The 21,555-nt window shown below is 60.3% G+C and carries 26 protein-coding genes; 1 reads left to right on the top strand and 25 read right to left on the bottom strand.

The genetic code is table 11. The features are described 5' to 3' along the window. The first annotated feature begins 179 nt into the window (after positions 1-179). Positions 180-464, top strand: coding sequence for an HIT family protein (locus IZU87_RS15685; RefSeq protein ID WP_213115133.1), 285 nt, complete (start codon positions 180-182; stop codon positions 462-464). A gap of 687 nt (positions 465-1,151) precedes the next feature. Here the strand turns inward: IZU87_RS15685 and IZU87_RS15680 are convergent. The 25 genes from IZU87_RS15680 to IZU87_RS15560 form a co-directional block, all read right to left on the bottom strand. Further along, positions 1,152-2,534 (bottom strand): phage tail fiber protein, encoded by a 1,383-nt coding sequence (locus IZU87_RS15680; RefSeq protein ID WP_213115132.1) that lies wholly within the window; start codon positions 2,532-2,534, stop codon positions 1,152-1,154. Between the two features lie 10 nt (positions 2,535-2,544). Continuing rightward, positions 2,545-3,330 (bottom strand): hypothetical protein, encoded by a 786-nt coding sequence (locus IZU87_RS15675; protein WP_213115131.1) that lies wholly within the window; start codon positions 3,328-3,330, stop codon positions 2,545-2,547. Between the two features lie 2 nt (positions 3,331-3,332). Then, positions 3,333-5,216 (bottom strand): hypothetical protein, encoded by a 1,884-nt coding sequence (locus tag IZU87_RS15670; protein WP_213115130.1) that lies wholly within the window; start codon positions 5,214-5,216, stop codon positions 3,333-3,335. A gap of 12 nt (positions 5,217-5,228) precedes the next feature. Then, a complete protein-coding gene (locus IZU87_RS15665) occupies positions 5,229-5,687 on the bottom strand; it encodes a hypothetical protein (RefSeq protein WP_213115129.1) in 459 nt (152 codons plus the stop codon). Continuing rightward, positions 5,687-8,506, bottom strand: coding sequence for a host specificity factor TipJ family phage tail protein (locus tag IZU87_RS15660; protein WP_213115128.1), 2,820 nt, complete (start codon positions 8,504-8,506; stop codon positions 5,687-5,689). Before IZU87_RS15660 ends, IZU87_RS15665 begins: the two co-directional genes overlap by 1 nt. Further along, positions 8,503-8,889 (bottom strand): NlpC/P60 family protein, encoded by a 387-nt coding sequence (locus tag IZU87_RS15655; protein WP_213115127.1) that lies wholly within the window; start codon positions 8,887-8,889, stop codon positions 8,503-8,505. The genes IZU87_RS15660 and IZU87_RS15655 overlap by 4 nt, the downstream gene beginning before the upstream one ends. Beyond that, a complete protein-coding gene (locus IZU87_RS15650; protein WP_213115126.1) occupies positions 8,886-9,374 on the bottom strand; it encodes a DUF1833 family protein in 489 nt (162 codons plus the stop codon). The genes IZU87_RS15655 and IZU87_RS15650 overlap by 4 nt, the downstream gene beginning before the upstream one ends. Further along, positions 9,374-11,725, bottom strand: a complete 2,352-nt coding sequence (locus IZU87_RS15645) for a hypothetical protein (protein ID WP_213115125.1) — start codon at positions 11,723-11,725, stop codon at positions 9,374-9,376. The genes IZU87_RS15650 and IZU87_RS15645 overlap by 1 nt, the downstream gene beginning before the upstream one ends. 41 nt (positions 11,726-11,766) lie before the next feature. Then, entirely contained in the window at positions 11,767-12,129 is a 363-nt protein-coding gene (locus IZU87_RS15640; protein ID WP_213115124.1) for a superinfection immunity protein, read from the bottom strand. Between the two features lie 148 nt (positions 12,130-12,277). Next, on the bottom strand, positions 12,278-12,490 hold the full coding sequence (locus IZU87_RS15635) for a phage tail assembly protein T (RefSeq protein WP_213115123.1): 213 nt from the start codon (positions 12,488-12,490) through the stop codon (positions 12,278-12,280). 32 nt (positions 12,491-12,522) lie between these two features. Beyond that, positions 12,523-12,924: a phage tail assembly chaperone family protein, TAC gene (locus IZU87_RS15630; protein ID WP_213115122.1), complete on the bottom strand. Its 402-nt coding sequence runs from the start codon at positions 12,922-12,924 to the stop codon at positions 12,523-12,525. A gap of 2 nt (positions 12,925-12,926) precedes the next feature. Then, complete coding sequence (locus tag IZU87_RS15625) at positions 12,927-13,418, bottom strand: phage tail tube protein (protein ID WP_213115121.1); 492 nt, start codon at positions 13,416-13,418, stop codon at positions 12,927-12,929. A gap of 43 nt (positions 13,419-13,461) precedes the next feature. Further along, positions 13,462-13,827: a DUF3168 domain-containing protein gene (locus tag IZU87_RS15620; RefSeq protein ID WP_213115120.1), complete on the bottom strand. Its 366-nt coding sequence runs from the start codon at positions 13,825-13,827 to the stop codon at positions 13,462-13,464. Continuing rightward, positions 13,827-14,345, bottom strand: a complete 519-nt coding sequence (locus IZU87_RS15615) for an HK97-gp10 family putative phage morphogenesis protein (protein ID WP_213115119.1) — start codon at positions 14,343-14,345, stop codon at positions 13,827-13,829. Before IZU87_RS15615 ends, IZU87_RS15620 begins: the two co-directional genes overlap by 1 nt. After that, complete coding sequence (locus IZU87_RS15610; protein ID WP_213115118.1) at positions 14,335-14,670, bottom strand: phage head closure protein; 336 nt, start codon at positions 14,668-14,670, stop codon at positions 14,335-14,337. Before IZU87_RS15610 ends, IZU87_RS15615 begins: the two co-directional genes overlap by 11 nt. Positions 14,671-14,677: 7 nt before the next feature. Next, entirely contained in the window at positions 14,678-15,007 is a 330-nt protein-coding gene (locus IZU87_RS15605; protein ID WP_213115117.1) for a head-tail connector protein, read from the bottom strand. A gap of 77 nt (positions 15,008-15,084) precedes the next feature. Then, positions 15,085-16,320, bottom strand: a complete 1,236-nt coding sequence (locus IZU87_RS15600) for a phage major capsid protein (RefSeq protein WP_213115116.1) — start codon at positions 16,318-16,320, stop codon at positions 15,085-15,087. A 15-nt stretch (positions 16,321-16,335) separates the two neighbouring features. Further along, positions 16,336-16,938, bottom strand: a complete 603-nt coding sequence (locus IZU87_RS15595) for an HK97 family phage prohead protease (protein WP_084208182.1) — start codon at positions 16,936-16,938, stop codon at positions 16,336-16,338. Then, positions 16,935-18,155 carry a phage portal protein gene (locus tag IZU87_RS15590; RefSeq protein WP_213115115.1) on the bottom strand — a complete coding sequence of 407 codons (1,221 nt, stop codon included), beginning with the start codon at positions 18,153-18,155 and terminating at the stop codon, positions 16,935-16,937. Before IZU87_RS15590 ends, IZU87_RS15595 begins: the two co-directional genes overlap by 4 nt. Beyond that, entirely contained in the window at positions 18,152-18,316 is a 165-nt protein-coding gene (locus tag IZU87_RS15585) for a hypothetical protein (protein ID WP_165873905.1), read from the bottom strand. Before IZU87_RS15585 ends, IZU87_RS15590 begins: the two co-directional genes overlap by 4 nt. 1 nt (position 18,317) lies before the next feature. Further along, a complete protein-coding gene (locus IZU87_RS15580; protein ID WP_213115114.1) occupies positions 18,318-20,027 on the bottom strand; it encodes a terminase large subunit in 1,710 nt (569 codons plus the stop codon). A 6-nt stretch (positions 20,028-20,033) separates the two neighbouring features. After that, positions 20,034-20,513, bottom strand: coding sequence for a phage terminase small subunit P27 family (locus IZU87_RS15575; RefSeq protein ID WP_054557049.1), 480 nt, complete (start codon positions 20,511-20,513; stop codon positions 20,034-20,036). A gap of 125 nt (positions 20,514-20,638) precedes the next feature. After that, positions 20,639-21,001: an HNH endonuclease gene (locus tag IZU87_RS15570; protein ID WP_213115113.1), complete on the bottom strand. Its 363-nt coding sequence runs from the start codon at positions 20,999-21,001 to the stop codon at positions 20,639-20,641. 22 nt (positions 21,002-21,023) lie between these two features. Beyond that, positions 21,024-21,179, bottom strand: a complete 156-nt coding sequence (locus IZU87_RS15565; protein ID WP_213115112.1) for a hypothetical protein — start codon at positions 21,177-21,179, stop codon at positions 21,024-21,026. 13 nt (positions 21,180-21,192) lie between these two features. Continuing rightward, positions 21,193-21,555, bottom strand: a 363-nt coding sequence (locus IZU87_RS15560) for a hypothetical protein (protein WP_213115111.1), incomplete at its 5' end; no start/stop codon positions are given.

Genomic DNA, 21,555 nt, shown 5'->3' with positions numbered 1-21,555 from the left:
TGACGGCTGCTTTAACGGCGTGATTAATTCCTGAACGTTATATAGATACGACAGAAGAGCAGCATTTGGGCATGATTCAGCGGGCCGTTACGGCGTAGATAGCGCCCCTGGTGCGAGAACCCAACGGTCAGCCACTTCAAGCCGCCTGATCAGGGCACTCGTGAATAAGGCGGGATGAGGTGATTCTCGGCCTGATGCGCTTCACGCGCCGCATGGCGCGCAAGCTCGACGCCTACTTCGGGGTAGCACGCACCGCCATCATCTTCGAGGGCTACGGCGTCAACCACCTACACGCCAAACTCATCCCGCTACATGGCACCCAGCCAGGCGAATGGCAGGCCAGAAACTCGAAGATGAAGTACTACATGACCGAATACGATGGCTACGTCGTCAGCGCCGACGGCCCTCGCGGGGACGATGTGCAACTAGCGGCACTGGCCGAGAAGTTACGTCAACGTCGATAAAAACCAGTTACACATAAACTATTTTGCTAACATTAGGCTAACAGAATAATCAGAAGCACATATCAAGAACTCATAAAGCAGAACTAATTTTCATACAAAGTCGTACTACAGAACCTATCTGCTAAATAAATAGAGAAATGAAACTTATGAACAACAACCCTGGCAGAAATTAAAGACAAAAGTAAAGCTGTGAAATAAGGCAGTAGTGCCCCAAACACAAAAAGCCTCCCATCCGGGAGGCTTTTTTGAAGAATCTGGAGCGGGTGAAGGGAATCGAATGTCTATCAAAATCATGTGGTTGAAGTGATTTTCAGAGAAAAACCTACACAAAAACCTACATGCGGGCGCGAAATAAGTACGCACAACAATACAACTCTGAGAACATCAGGAGCGGGGCGAAGGATCAAGCAGCTTCACTCAACCGCCAAGCCTCAGCCTAACTGTAGTTGCAGCACGGCGGATTTTGAATCCGTTTTTGGCATTTCGTGGACTGCGCTGGCAGCGGGTCTTTCGAGATATTTCAGCCACTTAGCACATTCCATGTGCCACATGATGGGCGTTATCTGGTCGCAGTCTGCGACCAAACTGCGACCACGCTGGAATGGTCGTAGCTCGTGCGCGATCGTATAGCTTGTGAGTAGAATTGACTGCGAGACACCATTGTCTCACATGTGCGACGGAGGGGCGCTATTGTGGCGGCTCCTGCTCCTCCGCGGGCGTTTCATTGGTGCGAATATCAATCCAGCGCCCCGCTGTAATGTCCATCGGATCGCCCTTGACCGGAGCGCCGTTGGTGTAGTCGGCCACAAAAGTACTGACGTGAATAACGCCATCCGCCTCGTCGTACTCTACAAACACCTTACGCCGTCCATTGGCATCCTCTGGCGTCTGGACAGTCCAGCCGGACGATGCCAAGCCCAGCGTGCCATAAACCTCATAGACGCCTTCGCTGATGCGCATTGCTGTTGCGTCAGCGAGGTCTCGGTGGCCGTTACCCGTCACCGTTCCGTCGCCGTGCAGGCGCAGAACTGGGGACGCTTCCTTGACGAAGCCGTTGGTGTCGATGACGGTATTGCTGCTGTCTCTCACTGCCGCCCAGTCCGCATAGGCCCCCTGCCAACGCTTGCGCCAGTACAGGCTGCCGGACGCTCCACCATCACCTCCAACGACGTAGGCGCTAACTTGCAATAGCTGATTCGCGTTGGATGCCCTAGAGGTGATCATGACAATCTTTCCGCTGCCCCATTTCGCAATATCTGGGGCGTTTGACGCCGCGGAGTCAGCATCCACAACATAAAATCCCGAAAGCGTCGCGGCGTTGGCATCGCCTCCCGCCGCGGCTGCGCCCGATGTCGCGCCCAGTCCGTACTGCTCGAACGCACCTCTGACGCCCGCCGCATCGGGGAACTTTCCCGCAGTGCCTGCCAGCGCCTCTGCTGTGGTGGCGACCTCCACCCCGCCGATCTCGGTCTCAGTAGCAGCAGGAATGATCGCATCGCTTGCTGACTGCGCAGCGGCTGCCGCACTATCTGCGGCGCTGGTTGCCGATACGCTGGCGGCGCTTGCCGAACCTGCTGCACTGGTTGCCGAACCTGCTGCGCTGGTTGCCGATGCGTCTGCCGCGCTGGCCCTGGCGATGGCGATAGACGCGCTATCTGCCGCGCTGGTGCTAGATGACGCCGCGCTGCCGGACGCGCTCGCGGCTGCGGCTGCGGCGTCTACTGCCGCCTCGCTGTAGGTGCGCACAGCCTGCACCACCTCTGGGGTGTAATCATCCCACCCAACTCCGTTTACAATCAGCTCATTTAGATCGTCAGCCGTCACATCCTCGGTGACAAGGATTCCCGTGACGATAATTCGCCATGCGTCCACCTCCTTCTGCCTCACCGAGATGGTATAGGTTCCGAACCGAACCTCTAGCGAATACTCGCCAGAAGAATCCGTCTCCGCCTCCGCAACAAATCCTTTCAGCACCTCATAGCTGGTGCTCTCGGCAGTAAATCGGATGGCGCTATCCACGGCGGGTGCGTTATAGGGGTCGTACAAGACCCCCGTCAGTGTTGTGGGCATGTCGGCCTCCTTATTCGCTTATGCCGAGCATGGCACGGGCCGCGGCAATCAAGTCGGCGTCGTCGAGGAACGTCCGCCACAACGCAAACTGGCTGGACTCGCAGAACTCGCTGACGTTCGCATTGCTCCCCCACTCGACCCGGTTTTTGCGGAAATTACCGTCAGAGTCGAAGTCGCAAACAGGCGAGTTGGAAGGGGTCGTCTCGTCCTGGATGCCGTACTCGCCATCGGACGTCATCCAGAGAATTTTGAAGCCGGTGTTCTCGGCGCAGCCGCTGGCGTAGTACGCGCCCAAGATGGCGTACTCGCGGCCCGTCTCAAGCGGGACGCGGATGCGCATCTCAACGCCGTTGCCGTTCTTGAGGCCGACGGCGACCGTTCCCTCTGGTTCGCCTGCCTCTGGTTCGTCGGCGACGAGATAGCGCCCGTTGACGTTTCCTTCCCCGTCTTGGTCGCGGGTGATGAAGCCGCCGAAGCCGCCTGCTTGCAGGTTCTTCGTCACGGCGGCGATGACGTACCCACCCTCAAAGACCGGCAGGTAAAGGCCGTTCGCGTCTGGGGTGCCAGATCCGAACACGACGCGCGACTCAAGATCCGAACTTAACAGGCGGCCACTGCTGATGATGGGAGTGCCTTCGACGACACCAGAGTCAAGCGTTCCGAGATTGCGGACGCCGCCAGCGGGATCGAACTCGGGCACGGCATAGACCGTCAACCGAGACGTCCAGGGAAGATCCGGCGAAACACGAAGCGAATTGGCGAAGACGCCGCCGACATTGATGACTATTCCGGCCATGGTTAGTGAACCTCCTTCTCGAATTGAACGCACGGAATGTGCAGCGGGTACATGCTGCCTTGTATCTCGATCTCGTCGCGGTCGCCATTGTTGTCGAAGAGCAGGCCGCGTTGACCGGCGATGCGACCGTCGCCGTCGAGGCCGCCGTCCGTCACCGCATATTGGATTATGTCGCCGACGCGCCAAGGCCGTTCGGCTTGGACAGCGACGTGGCGGCGTCCGATGATCTTGACGCCGACGAGCGGCAGGTCGTTACCGTCCACATCCAAGGCGCTGAAGCCCTTGAATGTAAGGTCTGTTATCTGGGCGTCGGCGGGGCCGCTCCAGAACTGCAATCGCTCGTGGGCGACCGAGAACTCGATTGTCAGAATGTCGTTGTCGCGCTTCCATTCGAGAGGCCGTACGCCGTCGAAGCGCGGGTTGGCGTTGACCACGGCCTCGCGCAAGAACACCTCTTGGTAGCCACCGCAGCGCGCGTAGGTGATGGCGTCGTGGTGAACGGCGTCGACGTTGGTCGCCCAATAGGCGGGCATGCAATAGCAATTGTCGTATTCTTCCGCAAACTGCAATTGGGCCTTGCCGACATCGCCCGTGCCATTGGAGTAATGCTTCCAGTTCACCGTTTGGAATAGCATCATTGGGATGCTGCGCGGTGTGAGATCTTGCCGAGTGAGTCGGCCGATCTCATTCACCACAGTGTCCCAGATGCTCAGAAGACTATTGAACCAAGTCTCTTGGTCGGTACCTGCGCTCTCGTCGCTTCCGCCTTGCCAGTAGAAGAACATCGGCATGGAGTATGGGAGGCCTAGGTCTTGCGCGTGCCCGTAGACCTTCTGGATCGCTTTGATCAACCGGTCGTGCTGCTGCGTACCCGGAACCAAAGTGTTGATAGCGCCGCCGCGTCCGCTGTTCGTCGCGAACATTTCAAAGGCGCGGTCGGGGTGATGCTCGACGATCTTCTCCACCAACGTGCTGGCGACGGTCTGGCCGCGTGAACCGACATCGCGTTCGCGCAACGGTGCCAGATCATAGAAGTCCGGCGCGCTGTCGTCGAGGCCGTCGGCGGCGTTCCAGATGCCGTCTTTGAACATGTAGGCGTTATCGCTGGGCGTCTTATTGATGGCAGGGTAGCCGCCCACCCCAGCGGACTGCGATTGGCCATACATCGGAAGGTGGACCATGCCGTAAAGGTCGTGTCCGTAGCCTGCGGCGTAGTCGTCGATTGGAACGCCGCGAATCTTGAGGCCCGCCAAATTGGTTGTGCCAGCAGCGTCGATGCGCATGACGGGGCCGTTGGGCGACTCCACCGTAAAGCCGCCGTTGGAAAGCTGCGAATGGGTGAGCTCCGAGGAGCCGACGGCGAGCCTGTTCGCTGCCATGAGTTCGAGCGCCCTCAATACGCCTGCCGCATCCAGCGACAAGCCCGTCCGGTTGAAGGCATCCTTGATCGCGAAGACGACGTCTTGGCCTGCGCCGCTGCGCTCGATCAAGGAACTGGTCTCGCGGATCAACTCGCTGGCAGGGTAGCGCGCGACCTCTGTCGCTGTGCCGCCGGAATCGACATAACGAATTATCTCGGTCCCGCTGACAACCTGGAATTGCTCGCCACTCGCCGTGTTGTCGAGACCCTCTTGGACGGTCGCGTAAACGTCGGCGTTCACGAACGCGGCATCTTTGGCGACGCTTGCCTGCTGCGCAGAAGAGGCGGCCTGAGTCGCCAAGCCGGTCGGGTCAATCGCTCCCTTCAGCGTGGGGCGAAGATCCCCAAAGCGATCTGTGAACGAAGAGTTCTGACTATTGACTGCTGCGTCGAGATTAGCCGCGTTGTCGTAGAGATCCTTTGGATTGGACGACGGCATTGGATTGCCAGTGTTGTATTTTGCCACGTGATATTCCCTCTAGAAGTCTGACCATTCTTTGTTGATCGCCAAGTCGAATATCTCCGCGCCCAACACAAATTCGGGTAGGATTGATGACCAATCAGGATCCAGCGTGGTGCGCTCTCGCATCTCCAGTCGCGCTGTGTAACGCCAGCTTGAGCATCCAGCGAGAAGCGGGCCGCTGTAGACATCTACGAACCTGACGTTGTAGATCTCCATTCCGAGTGGCGTCCGGAGCGGGCATTCGAACCACTCCGCGCCATCGAGGAGATCGTCGCGGAACCACCCCTCGAATAGCATCGCCTCGGGGCTGGTGAACAGCCATGCAAAAGATGCGACGTTCGGAACGTTCGAAAAGCGACGGCGCTGCCGCGACCTGCCACTGTCCATCGTGGTGCGCTGGAGCGGGGAGGTCAGTTGAAGTTGGTAGTCCGCCCTCAGCGGCGAGGGCAGACCTTCTGGATAAGTTATCGCCATCAGGAAGGCTCACTGTCGTCATCCGCGAACACTCGCGGGTCGTTGTTGACTGCCGTGACGGTGACGCTCTCGAAGCCATTCGGCGTCAAGTCTTGCACCAGCGCGTCATAGGCCCAGCGCTCTAGCTCACCGAACTGGTAGTACGGCGGCTCCATTGACCAATCGACCACCGGCAGCTCGTCGTCATCTATCACCACAACATTGCCGCTGGCACTCAGCACCACGTGAGGGCCAGACAGCGTGCCTTCGGGCCGGCGCCATGCGAGCACTTGGTTGGATGAGGGATCGAAATCGACGTCTTCACTCAAAGTAAGTGCAATGCCCTGACTGACTGAGACGGCGCTGGTGACGAGGCCTGATGATCCGTAGCCAGGCACGTCATCCGTGATGGCGATGTGGCTCATGTAAGAGGAGTTGAGCGCATCGAGCTCTGTCTCGAATTCGTAGGCCTCGCGGCGATAGCGCTGCTTGCGGCGCTCTCGCATACCGATCCGCCAGGCCCGCGTCTTGCTGAGCACACCTTCGACCTTGCGATTCTCGACTCGGGCACCGGTGTCGCCCGGCAGGCGGCACTCGACAACCTGAGACGTCCACGACTCTTCGTCGATGTACTCGACATCGATGCCGTCGGCGTCATCCGGTTGAGGAAGCGTGATCGTTCTGGAGAATGACTCAGGCAGCATGTTCTGCGCGCTATAGCCGTGCTGAGGAAGTTCGCCACGAGGCTCATCTCTGACTGGCTTGATTTTCCCCTTGTCGATCGTCAGCTCAGCGAAGCCAGCTGTCAGCGCTCTATTGATCGATTCCTTCACAGTGGAATCGTCATCGGTCACGTAATCGAAGGTATCGCCGCGTGATTGCCACACGGCATCGAGCCGGTCGAGCTCGCTGTAGTCGAGGTCATCGTCGGACCAGCCTGCATCTCTAGCGATGTGGGCGACCCAGGGGGCAATGTCACGCGTCGGCTCTGCTGGTGCCCAAGCACCGTTTTCCCTGACAGGCAACTTGCGCACCGGCACCAGCGACACTTGATTCTCGGTTTGTGAGGCGAGCGTGTTGCTGCCCTTGATCGTCAGCGCCAGCGTGGTGACATCGGCGTAGCGTGTCTTGTGGGGGATTCGGCAGCGCAGCCCGTACCAGTCCAACTTGTCGAGGGCCTTGGTATCGGTGTCTTCGACGGTGGTCCTGCGCATCCGAATCTCTGGCGTCATCGACTCCGACAGCGTGACACCGAATGTCCACCCAATCTGGTCGCGCGTGTTGGCAGCAAAGCTGCGAGTGACTGACTGCCACTCACTGGCTCCGATAGGCCGATACTGCAGCTCCACCGTGCGCTGAACATTGCGGATATCGCCATCATCATTCAGCTTGCCGAGCCCGTTGGCGGCGAAGATATCGAACTCGATTCTGTTCGTCTCTTCATCATCTGGACACGCCTGGAACGGCCCGCTCCACGTGCCTGGAGAATCAGAGACGATGCTGATATTCCCGTCGCCAGAGAAGGCGGGAAACGACGACCAGCGGCCATCGACATTGTCGTCCTCATCGAGGCGCTGCACTCCGATATATCCGAGCTCGTCGTCGATCTCGATGATGCGATAGCGGACACCCTGTAGATCTACTGCCGCGATGTAGTCGCCAGGTGGCAGGCCGGTGACATCTTGGCCCGCCAGCGAGGTGACGGTCATGTCGTTACCGGCGAGCGTGGCGATGATGAAGGTGCCGCTCAGGTCTTCACTTGAGAAGCGAATCCTGTCGCCGACATTCAGCCCGGTCCAATCCCCGCGGATGACGTCCGGAAGCTCAGTGGCCTGAGTCAGTGTCTTGGTCTGAATGTCAGAGACAGCGCCGTCGTAGACATTGCCCGTCGTCTGATCAACGGCAGTGATCTCGCCTGTCGCAGGGTCACGGGTCACGGTAACGCCGGTGACCACTTCTTTCTGGGCGCCATTAGTGACTGTCGCAGCAGTGACGACCTCTGTCTCGGTGGTCTCTGTGCCGCCATTGATGACGGTGACGGGGCGATAGAGACGCACCGAAAGCCACTGATCTTCCTCCCAGTTCTCGGGGACGGTGAAGGTCAGGCGGTTTCCACTGGCACTCACCGCACCGTCGTAAGAAGCATTCTCTGTTGAGCGCAGGCGCAGGCCAGATGATCCGGTAGACGCCCCGACTTCGGGCGTGTTGTACCAGCAGCGATAGGCAGGATGTGAGGTGATGGTCTCACCCGGCTGGAATATCTCGTATTCGATACCACTGCCCAGTGCACCAATCGGCGTCTCGCCAATCCGGATCTCATCGAGAGCTATCTCGAACTCTCCTACCCCGATACAGAGCAGCATGTCGAGTGCCTGGGTAGTCTTGTCGATGAAGTAGCGGCGCGGGGCATTGAGGTAGTCCGGATACATGCGGTGCCGGCCAGCCAGCTCAGGGATCAAGTCACCGAGCTTTGCCTGGTTACCTTGGGCATTGACCTCATAGAGTGACCGGCCTTGCCGGCTGCTCTTGTTGCTGGTGCTCGGGATGCTGGGCGCGAGGATGATTGACGCCGCTACAGCGATGACCGCCGCCACGACGACATAGGCAATCGTGACCGGATCTCCCGGCTGAGGCCGGAGCTCTATCGTTTTATCGAGCGTTACCGTGTTCCAATCTTCGGGCGGCACCACCACGCCATCGACCGTTGCGCTTACGGGGTGGTAATCAGCCGCCGCATAATCGGGAACGTTGGCGAGCATCCAATCGTGAAGCGTACCCTCGAACACCTCATGACGTTCCAGCGGCTCGCCTTCCAGCGTTGATGGGTAGACAAGGATCATGAGTAGTAGACCACCTTGAGATATTGGGCTTCGAAATCCGGCAGGTAGAGCCAGCGCACACCATTGGTCTTGCCTGTCTCAATGACCGCCAGCCGGCCATTGATCTCGAACACGATCGCCACATGAATGCAGAGACGACCGCGCCAGACGGTGGCAATGGAGGCGGGCTCAGGTTCGCCAGCGGTGAACGACCTCGCCTCCCGCAAGCAGGCGGCTGTCAGGCGACGCTTATCGTCGGCGTGGATTGCCCCCCAGCTGGGCAGCAGTCGCAGTCCGAAGACCTCAGCGCGGATCGCTCGCACCAATCCCCAGCAGTCATACGCTTCTGGCCCTCGCCCGCCTGATTCATACCGCGTCTTCAGATAGGGCTTGAGTTCGTTCATGACAGATACTTCAGGCCGGGGGCGAACTCGGCGGTATACCGCCGCCGCGGCCAGGCACGGCCGATGATGTCGGCGTAGCTTGCCGTGACCTGCAACGTCGGGCCTTTGAACTTGGGAGTCTTGGCGACCATGTTCAGCGGGGGCTCTTGGGGCGTACTCGGATCGCTCACCAGGTAGGTGCGATAGATCACCCGGATAGAGACGCCCGCCTCTAGCGCTTCATCTACGAACCGCTGCGCTTGCCCGGTGACGTTCTCGACGGCGAAGTTGAGGTTCTGCTGGCCGGAGGCATTGCGAGGGGGAAGCGCGACCGTCAGGGCCGAGGCAATGAACTCGACTTCCTCGCCGGTCTCCAACGTGAGCATGTGATTCTCGAACCCGCCACAGGTGTAGATCGAAGGCGAGGCGTCGCTGGCGATCTCGAGTGTTGGCAGGAGGATCTGGTCGGCAGGGGCCGACGCATAGACGCGCTGCAATACAGTCATCAGCTGCCCTTTGTCTTGAGTCCATATTTCGACGTCAGCGCTTTGTGCGCCTTGCCGTCGGCCATGATGTTCGCCACAAAGATATTGATCGTGTCTTCATCGCCTTCACTGCTGGATTCCGACTGACCGGCGCGGCTTGCGTCCTCGATCAGATTGACCGTGACACCGTTGCCACCACCTGACTGGTTGCGCTGAACGTCGCTGAGTGTCTTGTCGAGCTTGGCGCTGGTATCGGCAGTAGTGACCCGCTCGCCCTTCTGGAGCAGCCAAGTGCCGTCTTGAGGGACTGAGTCAATGCCGTCGTGGGCCATGCCATCGGGAGCTGCGACAGAGGTGATATTGCTCACGAGCCCCGCAGTCGCGGCGGCAACCGACGCCATAGCGGCAAGGTTGTAAGGGAAAGGGCCGCTAGCAGCGGCACGGGCAATCGCTTCATTGACCGCGATGATGGAACTTGCAATGGCAAACGCCTTTTGAGTGACAAACATCGCTTTGTAGGCAGCGCTTTGTTCGCCTGCCGTTGCCTTGGCAATGTCGGCTAAGCTACCTGCCGTCGATTCGGCGGATGCGAGGGCAACGTCGTCGCGAGCCTTGAGCAGAGCCGCCTTCTTCTCTGCGAACTCTTCGGCGATCTCCAACTCGCGCTCATCCCACTGCTCATTAAGATCTGCGTTGGCTTGTCGAAACTCTTCTAGCGACTCAAGCTGGTCCTCTCGCCACTCGTCCAGGTCTTCCTGCGCCTGAATTATCTTGTCCATCTCGCCGCCGAGACCGCCGACCTCGAATGGCAGGCCGCCAAAGGATGGCGCTTCATTCCCACCGCCGCCCGACTGTGCCTGCTCGGCGTAGACTTCCTTAAGACGGCGCACCGCATCCGCATAGTCATCCACCTCGCCTGCCGCTTCGGCAAGGCCGAGGAGCTTCATGTCCTCGGCGAACTCCTTTTGGGCCGTCTTGAGCGGGTAAAGCTCGTCTATGAGGCCGCGATACGCGGCCTTCTGTTGCTCAAGCTGGTTGTTGAGATCGCGCGCGGCGGCTGCGCTGCTACTTGAGTTTGAATTGGAAGGCGGAGCGATGGCCGGTGGCTTGCTCGGGTCGGTCTCGACTTCCACTTCCACCTTGGGATTGACGACGATCTGGTCGGCGGCCTCCTTGACCTTCTTGAGCCACTCTTCAATTTTCTCGGAGGGTAGTGGCTCGTTGACCGTATCGACCAACGACTTGCGGGCCTCGGCCCCCAACTTGGCCATCTCATCACGAGCAGCGCGAACGCCCTTGGCATAGCCGCCCTCTTGGAAGGAAGCGATCAGCGGGATGTCATCCGTCCCCGGGATGAGATTGATGCCCTTGATAATGAGATTGAATGAGCCAGCGATCTGATCGGCGAGAAAGGTCACCGCATTGATCACCTCGGCGAATACCGCGGTATAGGCCTCGCCAACCGAAAAGGCGATGGCGCGCATCGTCTTCATGGCAATCTCGACAGCGTGAAGGGCATTGCCGAGATAGCCCAGCGCCGTCAGCGATCCATTCACTGCACCACGCACTGCCTCGCCAAACCCGTCACCGTCGGCCGCCAGCTCGACCAGGTCATTACCCAGCACTGTCAGATAGGGTGATAGCTCTGACCCGATCAGGTTACCGGTGGTCGAGATGATGGCGTGGATGCGATCGAACTCACGAGCAAACGCGTTGAGCTTTGCGATATCGAGGTCTGACAGCACGATGCCCAGGCTCTCGGCCTCGTCGGCCATTGCCTTGAAGCCTGCGCCACCATCCGCCAGTAGCGGGATGAGAGACGTGACGTCGCCGGACATTGCCTCCAGGTAAAAGGTCATGTCAGCCTGGGACAGATTTGCCTTCTCCAGACTGTCGTAATAGAGCTGCAGTGCTTGCGGTCCCGAAAGATTCTGGAAGCTCTTGGCAGTGACCCCCACCTTGGGTGCGATCTGCTCGAAGAAATCGACCATCGGCCCAGCGCCAGTGGCCTTGAAGTCACCGATGCGGTCATTGAAATCCTGGAGAATGCCGGACAGCTTGTCCTGCTCGATGCCGACCGTGTTGGCGGCATAGGCCATCTTCTGGAATTCAGACGTCGTAGCGTTGGCCACTCGGGACTGATTGGTGATCTCTCGGGCGTTATCGGCGGCATTCTTGGTAAGCGAGATGACGGCGGTGCTGGCTGCTGTCATGGCGGCTACTGAAACGGTGGCGGCTGTTGCTGCGCCCTTGAAGGCTTTCTTGACAGAGGCCATCTCGCGATTGGCCGCGTTGCTCGCATTGCTGAGCGGCCCCGTGAATCCGCCGATGTTGGCGACGAGATCAAGCGTGAGCTGGCCGAGTGATGCCATGGTCAATCTCCGGGCAAAAGAAAAGCCGCCCGGAGGCGGCCTTATTGATTATCTATTGACGAGGCTGGTGGCGAAGAATCTTCAGGAATATGTTCAACTTGACTCATCCAGAAACCGAGCGCTGATATCACAACCACGACGGCAATCCAGACTCTTGCCCTCGAAAGCCGAGCTTCTGATTCGCTGACAGAAATCATAGATGGCTTTTGGCCAGCAGCACTAGGTTGCTGAGCATCCTTCGTCAACGCCCAAACCAGCGCCACGACCCAGCCAATGAAAGACCAGCCCAGCAATATGTTGAGCGCTGCAATTGCAAGCAAGTTCTGCTTCCCTCTCGCCGCTCCGATTATGGTCGGAAGAAGGTAAGAGACAATCCAGAAGATAGGAATGATGATGGCTTCCATAAACGTCCTCTATTTATTGAAGCCATCAATATAGCGTGCTTATACGCAGCTCTCCATCGCCACTTGAAATAAGTATGGCCAGTCTTACCAGTCTATCTTGATATTAATCGAGACCTTGGGATAAGGCAGGATGTTGTTGAAGCGCCAGTCACGACCAGCTTTCCATCGCCTCTTCCAGCGACATCGGGGCCTCTTCGGCATGCGGCATGAAGTCAACTTGCTTGAAGCCGCCGCGCTTGCTGTTGACGTTGGCAAGGATTGAAGCGTTGAGCGCCGCGCCGGCTTCGACTCGCATCCCCTGATTGAAACTGCCTCGACGATTGCGATACGCCGCCCAGCTCAAGAACTCGGCATACGTCATCCGGTCCTTGGCCTCTTCTATCGTCCGGCCACCTACGCCGTTGAGGACAAGTTCGTGCCAGAGCTCTTCTTCAAAGCCAAGCGGCTCTTGCGCTTTCCCAGGCCACTGACCTCCGTGATGGCAGACAGCAGCGCGATGGTGAGGGCACCTGACAACTCTCCCCGCTCCGGATCGCTTTCGCCGGTGATGTCTTCAATCGAGAAGACCGGGGCACCGCTCTTGTCGCAGATGCTATTGGCGATACGAGCCGCCAGCGGGTCCTTGCTGGCCTGGCTTGCGGTGATCTCTGACACGGCCGTGCGGTAGGAGAGCGGCTTGATGAAGACGGTGAACTCGACCACCTCTTCCCCGTTGTCAAACTCCACCTGCTTTTCCACGAGCTGGGAGGGGGCAAATGCCCCCGCCGCAGCCAAGCTGTCCAAGCTCAGTTTCATTCTCAGCCTCCCATATTCTCAGTCTTGCGTGTCCAGCCGGACGAACCAGAGCGCTGGATCGTCACCTCGCTTGCGACGATGCTGTTCTGCTCGAAGCTGAACGGGAAGTCAGAGACGTAGCCATTGAAGGTGTACCAGGTACGGCCCGCCGGCAGCTCCCAGTCATCGCCTTCTGTATTGACCGTCGGGGCGTCGGTACCATCGCTCCAGCCCACTGCCCACTTCAACACCGGGCTAGGATTCTGCCGGGAGAATTCATACAGGGTGATGTGGCTCTGCTTGCTGGGGTCTGCATTGACACCGAGAGTCGCTTGACCCGGCGTACGCAAACCGGATTTGTAGCTCCGGCTGTCGGTCTCTTCGAGACAGGTGTCTTCGATCTGATCAGCCGGTGCGCCGCCGGGAGAAAAGGTCGTGGCACACTGAATGGTGATCACGGTGCCGTCGGCAGGATCGAATGCGAACACCTGCGTGCCTTGTGTCAGAACACTCATGGAATCTCCTGTGCCCGCGGATAGCGGGAGAATGGGCTTTCATTTATCGGGGAACTCGCCACGACACATCGAAGGAATATCGGCACAAGCCGCTTGCGTCGTCTCTTGTTTCGCCACCCCAGCGGGCGACATGAGCCAGCGGCTCAATCACATCTCTGACTGCCAGCGCTACACGGCGTGCGTCACCCACTGTCGCAGCGTAGACATCGAACTGGACGGTGTAGCTGTCGAGGTCCGGCAGGTTTCCCAGGTAGTTCTCGGGGGAGCCGGTGACCAGCTGGTGCACCACATACGGACTTTCGGAACCCTGGGGGGCTTGGCCAGCGGGATAGATACGCGGCGAGGCCTGCCCAAGAAGTGAGTTCACTGTCGAGCTGCCCGCCAGCGTCGAGAAGATAGGGGGATACATCAGCCACCTCCGAGGAGTTGGTCGAGCTCGCGCCGGCGCTGCTCTCGCTCTGCCCGCCGAATCGCGCGATCAATCGCCTTGCCGTACTGCTTCACGAACTCGTTGGAGGCGGCCTGGGCATTCTCGGCCAGCGCCGGACGCATGAAGGGTTTAGCCACCATCTTCGAAGTCCCGAATTCGAGCAGATGCCAGTGCGGTGTCTTTCCACCGATCCCGGTATCAGGGTTGCCGCGGCGTCCTGTCTTGCCACCTCCCTTTACGCCGATTCGAAACTTCAGGTTCCCCGTCTGCTTGAAGTGCTTGCCACTCCAGCGCGTGACAACGTTGTCGGCGATCTTGCGCCCAGTCGCCTCATCATCGAGCCGCGAGGCCCGGGCAATGGCGTCATCTCGCACCAGGTTGGCCGCCTTGCGAAGCGCGAAGCGGCCACCCTTGTATCGGACATCCTTGCGGATCCCAGCCAACTTGGCATTCAGTGCATCTGCACCGGCAAGAGAGAAGACAAGTTCATCCGCCATCATTGACACCTCGCGAGACAGGCAGCGTCAGCCACTCACGGCCGCTGTCGGGGTCCGGCAGTACGCCGTGGATGTTGTAGACGTCAGCACCATGCTTGAGCCGCATGGTGGCCTCGACGCCCGGGCGATAGCGCATCACCACACGAGCTGTGATCTCTGACTGGGCTGCCTGAGCGGCAATGAACTCACGGGCCGACAGCGCTTCGATTGAGGCCCATACGGTGGCGACGTCGGTCCATCCCGCGATCATCTCCCCTGTCGCTGGGTCCTGCGTTCTTCCGGGCGACTGAAGTGTGACGCGATGGCGGAGCTTTCCAGCACGCATAATCACCTCATGCGAAGTGGTAGTAGGTGTAGTGATCGACCAGGGCGCTCACAGCCATGGGCACCGTGGATGAGATTGAACCAATCACTACCGCCTCACGAGTCGAGTACCAGTGGCCGATCAGCAGCAGCATGGCGGTGGTGATGTCGTCATCGATGACCAGCGCGTGCTCATCCCCTTCTGCCGGAATGGCGTCGTGGGTTTCATACAGCGTGCGCCCCGTGCGTCCTTCAATGACGCGACGAGCCGCATTGGAATAGGTCTCGAGGAGCTGATCGTCCTCGGAGAAGTCCGGCTCCAGCCGGACATGCAGCTTGATGATGTCCAGCTCGAGCATCGGCATGCCTCATGGGGTTGGCCCCAACAGGCAAGGGCCGCGCGATGGCGGCCCTTGTGTCAGGTAGTGAGTGAGAATCAGGCCGCCTTGCCGGTCAACGCCTTGATGGCGGCGGTGTCCTGCAGCACGCAATCGAAACGATGGAAGGCGAGGAAGGCCGTCTGGTCGAACTCGGCATAGCGCTCAACCAGGCGCTTGAGCGTCATGTAGTTGATGCGACGAATCACGAACTGCTGGAAGTCACCGGCGAACATGAATTTCTTGCTCGCGGCCATATCCTCGAAGCCCTGATCAATGAAGTAGGACTGACCGAGTACCGTGGACGGTGCCAGGCCCGCGACGGCCGGCAGCCACAGCGGGCGACCCTGACCATCTTCCATCTCGGTGATCTTCTGCAGAGTGTTGTCGTTGAAGCCCAGACGGAAGCTCGCGGCGCGACGGTAGGCCGGATCAATGCTGTGGATCAGCTTGGTGATGTCCTTCCAGTTCAGGCTGGCCGCAGCGGCTGCCGCCACGGTGCCAGTGACCGAGGTGGCGAGGCCTTTGGGCTGCTGGGGGGTGCCGGCACCGGTACCGCTCACCAGGTACTTGGCTTCGGCGCGACCGATACGGGAGCCGATGCGCGAGGCCAGGAAGCCCTCGATGTCGAAGGCCGAGTCCTGCAACAGCTCGTTGGAGACACGGATGACCTTGGAGCTCAGCTTCTTGGCGCCGAGATTCTGGATGCCGAACTCGACATCCTTTTCACTGGCAGCGGTGTTCTCCCCCAGCAGCTCGCCCTCTTCCCCGGTGCCGTCAGACACCGGCCATTCGATGGTGGCGCCATCGGAGGTATTCAGGATCTGGGCAACCGAGGCCAGTCCGCCATAGTCCTGCATGGATTCATGGATGCGGTTGAGCATGGTAGTCGGGACGGTGTAGCCGCCCTTGTCATTCTCGCCCGCTGCCTGAGCCCGCATCTCACGCATGATCGCGCGCTGTTCTTTGCTCATGTTGCCCATGCCTTCACGCACGAAGGCATCGAAGGCCGCGGCACGCTGCTCATCCACGCTCGGGCCCTGGGACTGCCCAGCTTCCGGCGTCTGAGACTGGCCGCGCAGCTCCTCTTCGTTGTCACGCACGAAGCGCTGGTCCGCATCACGCAGTGCTTCTTCGCGATCGATCTTGTCCTGCAGGCCATCCAGCTCGCTCTTCATGGACTGCCACTGGCTGCGCTGCTCATCCTTCCATTCGGTGTCGCCGGCATCTTCATGCATCTTGCGCATGTCCTTGGCGATGGCCGCGTACTTCTGCTTCAGTTCAGAGAGTTTCATGTAGCCTCCACGGGCTCAGGCATTGATGAGTTCAAGGAAGCGCTCGCGGGCGCGGCGCTGATTGACGGCACGCTGCGTGATCTCTCGGAGTTCATCGCAACGGGCTTGGAGCGACCGCTTGGCGGCGCCCGCATCGGGGTAAGCCGGATAGGTCACGGGGGACACATCCAGCAGGCGGCTGAATCGGTGGATGGTGCGCACGATGACGCCGTGCTCGTCCTCGCCCCACTCGTCACCATCGGGGGCGACACGGAAGGCGAAGCTGGAGCCGGTGATGTCACCTCGTGCCAGCGGCGCCATGACCAGATCACGCACCGACTGGGTATCGGGTGGGTCGATCTCATAGCGCAGGCCTTCTTCATCCACGGACAGCGACAGCGTGTTGCTGAGGGTGCGGCCGAGCACGAAGTTGGGGTCATGGTTGAACAGGGCGCGCACGTCATCGCCCAGCACGTTGTCGAACGCGCCGGGGGCGATCTGCTCCTTGAACATGCCCATGATCATTTCACTGCGCTTGTTGAAGACGGCACCGTGGCCAATGATCCGCAACGGCTGCCCTTCTTCGCCCGCTTCGGCGCGGACCTCGCACGTCAGGGCGCGCTTTTCTGTCTCACTCATGATGTGGAGTCCTCGGGCGAGGTTGACTGGCCCAGCTGACTGGCTGGGGTGGCGTTGACGCTGATCAGCATTTCGCTGAGGCCATCGCGTGGGTTCATGTCTTCCAGGGCGCGGACTTCGTTGCGGTCCATCCAGCCATCGGTGATGGCCTTGTGATAGAACTCGGCACGCTCGGTGGGGGTGCCGCGCAGCAGCCCTGCGAGGTTGAACTTGGCGTAGTAGCCAGCCCGTCGCTCGGTGGGTGTGAAGATGGCGCGGTTGATCTCCTGCTCCCAGTTGATGACCCAGGGCATCATCGTGTGCCGCACGAACTGGATGGCCTGCTCGGAGATATTCGAGAAGGTGGCCTTGTCCAGGTCGTTGATCATGTGCGCAGGCACATTGAAGATGCCGGCCACCTCGGAGCGGTTTAGCTTGCGCGTCTCGAGGAACTGGGCGTCCTCCGGCGCAATGGTGATCGACTTGTAATCCAGCTGTGCGGGGAGCATCAGCGTCTTGTTCTCGGACTGGCGAAGACTGGCCACGGCCTTGGCCCAGGTCTCCTTGAGGCGATTCCAGCTATCGGCGTTCAAGCTGTCCTTGACGGTGACAAGCCCGGTCGGGCGCCCGCCTCCCTCGAAGAAATCCTTGCCGTAGCGCTGGGCCGCCAGCCCGAGGCCAATGGTCTCGGCGTGCTGGCGCACCACGCTGACGCCGGTGCGATCGTGCGAGCCGAGTGCACGAACGTGGATCATGTCCTCGGTCGCGACTGCGCGTGAGCCATCTTCATCGGTGACGGCATATAGCCAGCGGTTGCCGCGCTTCACCGGGCTGCAGTTCCATGGGCAATGGCGTTGCAGGGAGACGGCATTGCCCCGCGCATCCCGAACCACCTCGGTGTAGCCATTGCCCCAGCCGAGCACGTGGGACTGGGCCGTCTCGCGCCACTTGTAGCTGGTCTGCCAGTCGTTGGGCTCGTCATGCAGCAGCTGATACGCGGGGTGGTCCGTGGCGGCGGTGATGACGCCGTTCTGCTTGCGCATGACGTGCAGCGGCAATTGCGCCAGCGAGGATGACAGCACGTAGATGCAGGCGTAGACCGCACCAAGCGTCATGGCACTCTGCTGGTTGACCGTGATGCTGGAGTCGCCATGCAGGTAGTCCGCCAGCGTCTGACCGGTGAGCGGTGTTGCCGGGTTCTCGACCGAGCGGGTGGAGAACAGTTGATCGAGAATCATGAGGCCCCCTTACGCATGGCGCGTGCGCCGAGCAGTGCCAACACCAGTAGCAGGCTGCCACTGGCCATCAGCGCGTCCGCGAGGCCGAATCGCAGGTACAGGCCGCCCGTCAGGCTGGCGAAGCCGGCCAGCCCGAGGGTGTCGAACAGTAGGTTTCGCATGTCACATGACCAGGAAGTCGTCGTCTGAGAGGGAGTCGAGAAGGCTGGGTGGCTCGACATCGATGGTGATGGCACGCCCCAACGCCATGAGCAGCGCGATGATGCCGTCGATCTTGTTATCGGCGGCTTCCTTGCGCGGGTAGATGTTCTCTTTGGCGTCGGCCTTGGCGACCACGTTGCTGGCCATCCAGGTGAGCAGCGGGTCAGCCGGGTGCGTGAAGCGACCGCCAGTGACGGCGGCTTCCATCTCGCGCATGGCGGGGCTCATGTTCTGGACCGTGTTGCGGTACTCGATGACCGGGGCGCCTTCCTGCATCAGCTGATGGGCGAGCTGGGTGGCCCGCCACGGATCGTAGGCGACTTCCTGCACATCGAAGCGACTGGAGAGATCGAGGATGTCTTGCCGGATGACCTCGAAGTCGAGTTCTTCGCCATCGGTGATGATCAGGTGGCCGGAGTTGACCCAGCCCTCATAGGCAGCGCGGTTGCTGCTGGCGCGCTCGATCGCGCCTTCCGGTAGGTAGCTGCGCACGAAGGCACGCCACTCGACCTTGGCGTCTTCGCGCACCTTGCGGAAGATCAGGCCGATGGCGGCGATGTCGGTCTTGCTGGCCAGGTCAACGCCCAGCCAGCAGGGCTCGCCCTCCATCTGATCCAGCGACATCGAGTCATCGCCGGCCGCCAGCCAGGTGGCCATGTTCAGCCAGGCGCTGCGTGCCGAGACCCAGACATCGAGGTGCTTGGTCAGGAAGGAGTTCTGGCGACTGGGATACTGGATGGCGTCGCGCTGCGCCTTGAGCAGGAATTCCTCGCTGACGCTGACACCGAAGTTGGGATTGGCCTTGCGCAGCACGTCCGGTGACTGCCAGTCGTCGCCCTCATCGATGGTGTAGATCAGCGCGAAGAGCTCAGGGTTATCGACCACGCCATCGAGCATCTGCTGTGCCTGACGGCGCTTGTCGTAGCAAGGGCCAGCGAGGTTGAAGCCGGCAGTGGTGATGATGAACATCAGTGGCTGATCGCGGGCGCCCATGCCGGTCAGCATGGTCTCGTAGAGGCTGGGCGATTGATGCTCGTGGAACTCATCGACGATCGCGCAGCTGGGGCTGGAGCCATCGCCCGGGTCACCGATCATCGGTTCCAGACGGGAGCCGTCACTGGGGATGCTGATGTTCTTGGCCATCACCTCGATGCCGGCGGCGCTGATCAGGGCCGGTGACTTCTGCAGCATCAGCTTGGCTGGGCGGAAGACCTCCCAGGCCTGCTTCTCGGTGGTGGCACCGCAGTAGACCTCGGCGCCGTATTCCCCATCGGCGGCCAGCATGTAGGTGGCCACCCCCGCGGCGATGACTGACTTGCCGTTCTTGCGCGGCACCTCGATGTAAGCCTCACGATAACGGCGCTGACCGTTGCGCTTGCTCATCCAGCCGAACAGTACACTGAAGATGAAGAGCTGCCAGGGCTCGAGGGTGATCAGCTTGCGCTCGCGCGCCCACTTGCCCTTGGTGTGAGGCAGAAGCTGGATAAAGGCGCATGCCCGTTCGGCGGCGTCACGATCGAACCGGTAGGGGAAGGCGCGCGTCTTGGCCGCCTTCTGTTCATCGACATGACGCTGGCAGGCAAGGCGGACCCACTTGCAAGCGGGTATCCGGCCAGCCACCACGTCCCGAGCGTACTTGTTCGCAGCATTGACGTTGGGATAGCTGGCCATTGAGTGTCATCGCTTGTTGCCACCCAGCAGCTCGGCGAAGGGGTTGGCGGCGTCCTTGGACCCGGGCACGGCAAGGCGTGCTCGGCTGGACGGGTCGAGACCGAGTGCGCTGCCGAAGGTCGTCATCTGGCGGGCTGCCTCATTCTTCGCGGTCAGAGCTGGGTTCTTGATGGGGGCACCGGTGGCAGGGCTTTCCAGCACCAGGCCGCATTGCTGGATCTCGACCACAGCCTGCCGCCAGGTGGCGTAGGCATCACAGTAGGCCTCGAGCTGATGCAGGTCAGAGCGCGTCAGGATCTTGGAGCCGACCAACCAAGGCGCGAGCTTGTCCCAAGCATCACGGCCGATCTCGCATAGCCAGTCGGGTGCCGGCGGGGCTTCATCGAGTGCATCGCCCTCGGGCTCGTCATGGTTGATGGCACGCTTGCCGGCGTTGCCCTGCACCGCCTTCAAGTGGCTTGGTTTGGGCTTGCGACCTCGTGTCATCTGAGAATCCTTCGCGCTAGGCTGATTTTTCAATTTCGCGGGTATGAAAAAAAAACTATTGGGAACGGTGTCCGCTTGGTGAGGCTGGAGAGATTTACCCACCCCCCACCCTGCAGGAATCCACGTCAGTCGCCCGAGAATCCCGCCTGAGCTTCGTTCGCTGTCTTCATCTGGTGGCATGCCTTGCAGATGGCCTCGAGGTTGTCGGGCCTGTCTGTGCCGCCCTGAGCCTTGCCAATAATATGATCCACTTCGGCGGCCGGAGTGATGCGATTCGAGCGTTCACATGGCTGGCAGAGGTAGCGATCGCGCTTGAGAATCGAATTCCTCAAACGCTGCCACGGACGACCACCTCGCCCTTGCCCACCTCGCTTGCTCTTGCCCCAGTTGATGGCACGGTCAGCATGCTCATCGCAGTAGCCATGCGCCGCCGTTGTCTTGCCCCCACACATGGGAGCCCTGCACGGGCGCGGAGGCTTGGTAGGCATGTCGAACTCCAAGGGCGATTCATCAGACGGGGGTGCCATCCAAGTGCGTGGCGACGAAGGGCTGCCCATCGTCATCTTCCTCATCAGCCAATGACTCGATGAGCAAGGACAGCAACTCATTCGTCCTGCGTTGCTCGGCAAGCAGCTGCTCGATCAAGGATTCGATTCGCTTATTCATGGCTATCACTACCTCACTCAGTCGTCTGCTCGGCCCCATCAGGGCCATCGGCCAGGCGCTCAAGGATCGATGCCGTCGCCGTGCGGTCAGCATTGAAGCGGCGGCGCTGTGACTCATAGTCGGCCAGCAGGCTGAGCAGATCGCGATTGGAGGCCACTGGCCGATCAGGGGCAGGCAGCGGATTGAGCAGGTAGCTCGGCACCTCAGGTGTGCACTGCCACTCAGTGGGCATCACCACTGGCTTGCTCCCGAAGGCGCTGCAGCCACTCAGCAGCAGCATCAGGCACAGGCCGGTCAGCCCACTCAGCAGTCGGCGCATCGTCGTTCTCCATTCGGCGAGCAGCTGCCCGGGCAGCCATGATTGAACGGTCATCCA

Source organism: Cobetia sp. MC34, from assembly GCF_018340035.1.
GTDB lineage: Bacteria > Pseudomonadota > Gammaproteobacteria > Pseudomonadales > Halomonadaceae > Cobetia > Cobetia amphilecti.
Note: the sequence above shows the minus strand (reverse complement) of the source record. Positions and strands in the feature narration are given on the sequence as shown.

Coding starts and splice junctions, on each gene's coding strand:
- IZU87_RS15680 (WP_213115132.1), bottom strand. CDS start 2,534: ATGCCCACAACACTGACGGGGGTCTTGTACGACCCCTATAACGCACCC.
- IZU87_RS15615 (WP_213115119.1), bottom strand. CDS start 14,345: ATGGCGGATGAACTTGTCTTCTCTCTTGCCGGTGCAGATGCACTGAAT.
- IZU87_RS15635 (WP_213115123.1), bottom strand. CDS start 12,490: ATGACGTATGCCGAGTTCTTGAGCTGGGCGGCGTATCGCAATCGTCGA.
- IZU87_RS15595 (WP_084208182.1), bottom strand. CDS start 16,938: ATGAGTGAGACAGAAAAGCGCGCCCTGACGTGCGAGGTCCGCGCCGAA.
- IZU87_RS15640 (WP_213115124.1), bottom strand. CDS start 12,129: ATGGAAGCCATCATCATTCCTATCTTCTGGATTGTCTCTTACCTTCTT.
- IZU87_RS15575 (WP_054557049.1), bottom strand. CDS start 20,513: ATGACACGAGGTCGCAAGCCCAAACCAAGCCACTTGAAGGCGGTGCAG.
- IZU87_RS15600 (WP_213115116.1), bottom strand. CDS start 16,320: ATGAAACTCTCTGAACTGAAGCAGAAGTACGCGGCCATCGCCAAGGAC.
- IZU87_RS15665 (WP_213115129.1), bottom strand. CDS start 5,687: ATGGCGATAACTTATCCAGAAGGTCTGCCCTCGCCGCTGAGGGCGGAC.
- IZU87_RS15610 (WP_213115118.1), bottom strand. CDS start 14,670: ATGCGTGCTGGAAAGCTCCGCCATCGCGTCACACTTCAGTCGCCCGGA.
- IZU87_RS15660 (WP_213115128.1), bottom strand. CDS start 8,506: ATGATCCTTGTCTACCCATCAACGCTGGAAGGCGAGCCGCTGGAACGT.
- IZU87_RS15565 (WP_213115112.1), bottom strand. CDS start 21,179: ATGAATAAGCGAATCGAATCCTTGATCGAGCAGCTGCTTGCCGAGCAA.
- IZU87_RS15645 (WP_213115125.1), bottom strand. CDS start 11,725: ATGGCATCACTCGGCCAGCTCACGCTTGATCTCGTCGCCAACATCGGC.
- IZU87_RS15590 (WP_213115115.1), bottom strand. CDS start 18,155: ATGATTCTCGATCAACTGTTCTCCACCCGCTCGGTCGAGAACCCGGCA.
- IZU87_RS15580 (WP_213115114.1), bottom strand. CDS start 20,027: ATGGCCAGCTATCCCAACGTCAATGCTGCGAACAAGTACGCTCGGGAC.
- IZU87_RS15620 (WP_213115120.1), bottom strand. CDS start 13,827: ATGTATCCCCCTATCTTCTCGACGCTGGCGGGCAGCTCGACAGTGAAC.
- IZU87_RS15570 (WP_213115113.1), bottom strand. CDS start 21,001: ATGCCTACCAAGCCTCCGCGCCCGTGCAGGGCTCCCATGTGTGGGGGC.
- IZU87_RS15675 (WP_213115131.1), bottom strand. CDS start 3,330: ATGGCCGGAATAGTCATCAATGTCGGCGGCGTCTTCGCCAATTCGCTT.
- IZU87_RS15625 (WP_213115121.1), bottom strand. CDS start 13,418: ATGAGTGTTCTGACACAAGGCACGCAGGTGTTCGCATTCGATCCTGCC.
- IZU87_RS15655 (WP_213115127.1), bottom strand. CDS start 8,889: ATGAACGAACTCAAGCCCTATCTGAAGACGCGGTATGAATCAGGCGGG.
- IZU87_RS15650 (WP_213115126.1), bottom strand. CDS start 9,374: ATGACTGTATTGCAGCGCGTCTATGCGTCGGCCCCTGCCGACCAGATC.
- IZU87_RS15605 (WP_213115117.1), bottom strand. CDS start 15,007: ATGCTCGAGCTGGACATCATCAAGCTGCATGTCCGGCTGGAGCCGGAC.
- IZU87_RS15630 (WP_213115122.1), bottom strand. CDS start 12,924: ATGAAACTGAGCTTGGACAGCTTGGCTGCGGCGGGGGCATTTGCCCCC.
- IZU87_RS15585 (WP_165873905.1), bottom strand. CDS start 18,316: ATGCGAAACCTACTGTTCGACACCCTCGGGCTGGCCGGCTTCGCCAGC.